This is a genomic window from Streptomyces sp. NPDC005899 (genome assembly GCF_040629645.1).
Lineage (GTDB): Bacteria > Actinomycetota > Actinomycetes > Streptomycetales > Streptomycetaceae > Streptomyces.
This window is the reverse complement of sequence record NZ_JBEXWB010000465.1, coordinates 1-3,994: the sequence shown is the minus strand read 5'-3', so window position 1 is coordinate 3,994 and position 3,994 is coordinate 1. Positions and strand designations below refer to the sequence as shown.

The 3,994-nt window shown below is 70.8% G+C and carries 5 protein-coding genes; 1 reads left to right on the top strand and 4 read right to left on the bottom strand.

Features of this window, described 5'->3' with window-relative positions; genetic code table 11:
* Positions 1 to 67: 67 nt before the first annotated feature.
* From ABZ371_RS29950 to ABZ371_RS29935, 4 genes are all read right to left on the bottom strand, one after another.
* Positions 68 to 841, bottom strand: a complete 774-nt coding sequence (locus ABZ371_RS29950; RefSeq protein ID WP_358685471.1) for a sulfite exporter TauE/SafE family protein — start codon at positions 839 to 841, stop codon at positions 68 to 70.
* A gap of 78 nt (positions 842 to 919) precedes the next feature.
* Entirely contained in the window at positions 920 to 1,849 is a 930-nt protein-coding gene (locus ABZ371_RS29945; protein WP_358685468.1) for an SPFH domain-containing protein, read from the bottom strand.
* Positions 1,850 to 1,995: 146 nt separating this feature from the next.
* A complete protein-coding gene (locus tag ABZ371_RS29940; RefSeq protein WP_358685465.1) occupies positions 1,996 to 2,424 on the bottom strand; it encodes an NfeD family protein in 429 nt (142 codons plus the stop codon).
* 68 nt (positions 2,425 to 2,492) lie between these two features.
* A complete protein-coding gene (locus ABZ371_RS29935; RefSeq protein ID WP_358685463.1) occupies positions 2,493 to 3,290 on the bottom strand; it encodes an ABC transporter ATP-binding protein in 798 nt (265 codons plus the stop codon).
* 120 nt (positions 3,291 to 3,410) lie between these two features.
* Between ABZ371_RS29935 and ABZ371_RS29930 the strand changes: the two genes are divergently transcribed.
* Positions 3,411 to 3,994, top strand: a 584-nt coding sequence (locus ABZ371_RS29930; protein ID WP_358685460.1) for a hypothetical protein, incomplete at its 3' end; no start/stop codon positions are given.

The window sequence follows — 3,994 nt, the reverse complement described above, 5'->3', positions numbered from 1 at the left end:
GCGGTCCGCCGCGTAGCCGGGCCGCACGGGCCGGGGCCGCCACCGCGGCGGGCCGGCCCTCCCGCCCTCAGCGCAGCAGCAGCTGGACGATGGCGGCGGTGCCGACGACCACGATGAGGGCGCGCAGCAGCCGCGGGCTGAGTCGGCGCCCCACCTTCGCCCCGATCTGCCCGCCGATCGCCGAACCCACGGCGATGAGCACGACGGCCGTCCAGTCGAAGTCGGCGACGAAGAGGAAGAAGAGCGCCGCGACGCTGTTGACGACGGCGGCGAGGACGTTCTTGACGGCGTTGAGCCGCTGCATGGTGTCGTCGAGCAGCATGCCCATGAGGGAGAGGTAGATGATGCCCTGGGCGGCGGTGAAGTAGCCGCCGTACACGCTGGCGAGCATGAGTCCGGTGAACAGGAGCGGCCCGCCGTCGGGCCGGGCGGGTGTGCCGGTGCGGGCTCGCCGCCGCTGGACGGCGGCACTGATGCGGGGCTGCAGGATGACGAGGGCGAGCGCGAGTGCCACGAGGACGGGGACGATCGTCTCGAAGGCCGTGGAGGGCAGCGCCAGGAGGAGCGTGGCCCCGCTCAGGCCGCCGATGAGGGCACCGGCGCTCAGCTTGAGTATCCGGCGGCGCTGGCCCGCGAGTTCCCTGCGGTAGCCGATGGCGCCGCTGACCGATCCCGGGATCAGCCCGAGTGCGTTGGAGACCGCGGCGGTGACCGGGGGCAGCCCGGTGGCGAGCAGGACGGGGAAGGTGATCAACGTGCCCGAACCGACGATGGTGTTGATCGTGCCGGCGCCTACCCCGGCGGCGAAGACCGCGAGAATTTCCCAGACGGACAAGGCCATCCCCTTCGATGGTCAGTGACGCCTCCCCGCCATGAAGGTCGAGGGGCCTCACCGATCATGCACGAAGGGGTGCGGCGGTCAGTCGACCGGGGGCTGTTCCCGGCGCTCCGCACCCGTGTTGAAGCCGGGGACGCCGCCGCCGAGGTTGCCGAAGGCACCGCTGAGGCCCTTCAGTGCGTCACCGATCTCGCTGGGGACGATCCAGAGCTTGTTGGCGTCCCCTTCGGCGATCTTGGGGAGCATCTGGAGGTACTGGTACGAGAGGAGCTTCTGGTCCGGGTCCCCGGCGTGGATGGATTCGAAGACCGTGCGGATGGCCTGCGCCTCGCCTTCGGCCCGCAGGGCGGATGCCTTGGCCTCGCCCTCCGCGCGCAGGATCGCGGACTGCTTCTCGCCCTCCGCGGTGAGGATGGCGGACTGCCTGATGCCTTCGGCGGTGAGGATGGCTGCGCGCTTGTCGCGGTCGGCGCGCATCTGCTTCTCCATCGAGTCCTGGATGGAGGTGGGCGGCTCGATGGCCTTCAGCTCGACGCGGTTGACGCGGATGCCCCATTTGCCGGTGGCCTCGTCCAGGACTCCGCGCAGCGCCGCGTTGATCTCCTCGCGGGAGGTCAGCGTCCGCTCCAGGTCCATGCCGCCGATGATGTTGCGCAGGGTGGTGACGGTGAGCTGCTCGATCGCCTGGATGTAGCTGGCGACCTCGTACGTCGCGGCGCGGGCGTCGGTCACCTGGTAGTAGATGACGGTGTCGATGTTGACGACGAGGTTGTCCTGGGTGATCACCGGCTGCGGCGGGAAGGGGACGACCTGTTCGCGGAGGTCGATCCGGTTGCGGATCGAGTCGATGAACGGGACGACGATGTTCAGCCCGGCGTTGAGTGTGCGGGTGTAGCGGCCGAAGCGCTCCACGATGGCGGCACTGGCCTGCGGGATGACCTGGATCGTCTTGATCAGGGCGATGAAGACGAGCACCACCAGAATGATCAGGACGATGATGATCGGTTGCATCGTGTGCCTCGTGCCCTTCGGTTGCCGGCGGAACGCGGTGTTCGAGGTCGAACATTCACAACGGTCGTGTTCCTCAAGCCAGTTGCGGTCTCATGATGATCGACTTCGAGTGTGGCAGACCACGGCCTGCCGTGGGACTGGTTCGCTCACATGACGACGGCCGTCGCGCCGTCGATGTCCACGACGTCGACCTGGCGGCCCGGTTCGAAGCTCTGATCGCTGTCGAGGGAGCGCGCCGACCAGACCTCGCCGGCGAGCTTGATGCGGCCGCCGCTGCCGTCCACGCGCTCCAGGACGACGGCCTGACGTCCTTTCAGGGCGTCGATGCCGGTGGCGTGCGGGGCCTGACTCGCCCGGTGCCGGGCCGCGACGGGGCGCACCACCGCGATCAGCGCCACCGACACGAAGACGAAGACGAGTACCTGGGCGACGATGCCACCGCCGAGGGCCGCGACGACGGCCGCGGCCACTGCCCCGACGGCGAACATCCCGAATTCGGGCATCGCGGTCAGGACGAGGGGGATGCCCAGTCCCACCGCGCCGATCAGCCACCACACCCACGCGTCGATGTCCACCCGGTCATCGTAGGGCGCCGGTCACCTCCGCCGACAGGGCGCCGGGGGAAGCCGCTGCCGGACGGCACTCAGGAGAGGGGCAGTCCGCGGGCCGTGTAGCGGTCGCCGTGGTGCTCGACGACGAGCGGCAGGCCGAAGCAGAGGGAGAGGTTGCGCGAGCTGAGCTCGGTCTCCATGGGCCCCGCGGCCAGCACCTTGCCCTGACGGATCATCAGGACGTGGGTGAAGCCGGGCGCGATCTCCTCGACGTGGTGGGTCACCATGACCATGGAGGGGGCGTACGGGTCACGGGCCAGGCGTCCCAGGCGGCGGACCAGGTCCTCGCGCCCGCCGAGGTCGAGGCCCGCCGCGGGCTCGTCCAGGAGCAGCAGTTCGGGGTCGGTCATCATGGCGCGGGCGATGAGGGTGCGCTTGCGCTCCCCCTCGGAGAGGGTGCCGAACTTCCGGTCGAGGTAGTCGGACATGCCGAGCCGGTCGAGGAAGGCGCGGGCGCGCTCCTCGTCGACGGCCTCGTAGTTCTCGTGCCAGGTGGCGGTCATGCCGTAGGCGGCGGTGAGCACCGTCTGCAGGACCGTCTGGCGCTTGGGCAGTTTGTCGGCCATGGCGACCCCGGCGATGCCGATGCGGGGGCGGAGGTCGAAGACGTCGGTCCCCACGCCGCCGAGCTGTTCGCCGAGGACCTTCGCCGTGCCGGTGCTCGGGAAGAGGTAGCTGGACGCGATGTTGAGGAGGGTGGTCTTCCCGGCGCCGTTGGGACCGACGATGACCCAGCGCTCCCCCTCCTTGACCGACCAGGAGACGTCGTCCACCAGAGCGCGTCCGTCGCGGACCACGGATACGTCCACCAGCTCCAGTACATCGCTCATGGCGCGTTGTCTCCCCATGCAGTGTCGAGATCGTCGCGTGCCTGCGGGCACAGCTCCCAGGGAAAACCTACGCCACCCGGGGAGTGCTCAGGTCCGGGGGCCGTTCCCTAGGCTGTCCCCATGCTTTCGGAACCACGCTCAGGGCGGCTCGCCGCCTGGGGAAACGCGCTCCTGTCCGGACTCGTGTCACCGGACGCCGCTGCTCTCGCGATCGTCGGCGAGGACGCGGTGCACCGTGTCGAGGGACTGCCGGGTGAGGCGGGCCCGGTCGGGCTCACGCTGGCGCTCGGCCGGCTGAGGAGGCTCGGTGCGTCCGGCTTCCGGGTCGCGCTGCCCGTTCCCGGGCATCCGCTGGGGCTCAGCGGCCCGCCGGATTTCAACGCGCGCGCCCTGGAGGCCGGGGAGGCCGTCGTCACGGCCGGGACACCGTACGGGCTCGTGCCCGAGGTGACCGAGGTGGGGCCCGCAGGGGACCTGCACGTGGAGGTGGTGTGGCACTGCCTGCCGGTACGGGAGGCGCCGCCGGCCGACGTGCCGTCGCTGGGCGAGGCGGAGCGCGAGCTCGCGGAGGCGCTGCGGGACGCGACGGCGGTGCTGTCGCGGCTGGACGTCGCCGGTTCCGGGCCGGTGGCGGAGGCGGCGGTCGACGCGTACCGGGCGCGGGCGGAGCGGGGGCGGGAGGTGCTGGCGCCGGGGTACCCGCC

What these genes read in the sequence shown, in the direction of transcription:
- ABZ371_RS29950 (WP_358685471.1), bottom strand. Translation starts at nt 841, where the DNA reads ATGGCCTTGTCCGTCTGGGAAATTCTCGCGGTCTTCGCCGCCGGGGTA.
- ABZ371_RS29945 (WP_358685468.1), bottom strand. Translation starts at nt 1,849, where the DNA reads ATGCAACCGATCATCATCGTCCTGATCATTCTGGTGGTGCTCGTCTTC.
- ABZ371_RS29935 (WP_358685463.1), bottom strand. Translation starts at nt 3,290, where the DNA reads ATGAGCGATGTACTGGAGCTGGTGGACGTATCCGTGGTCCGCGACGGA.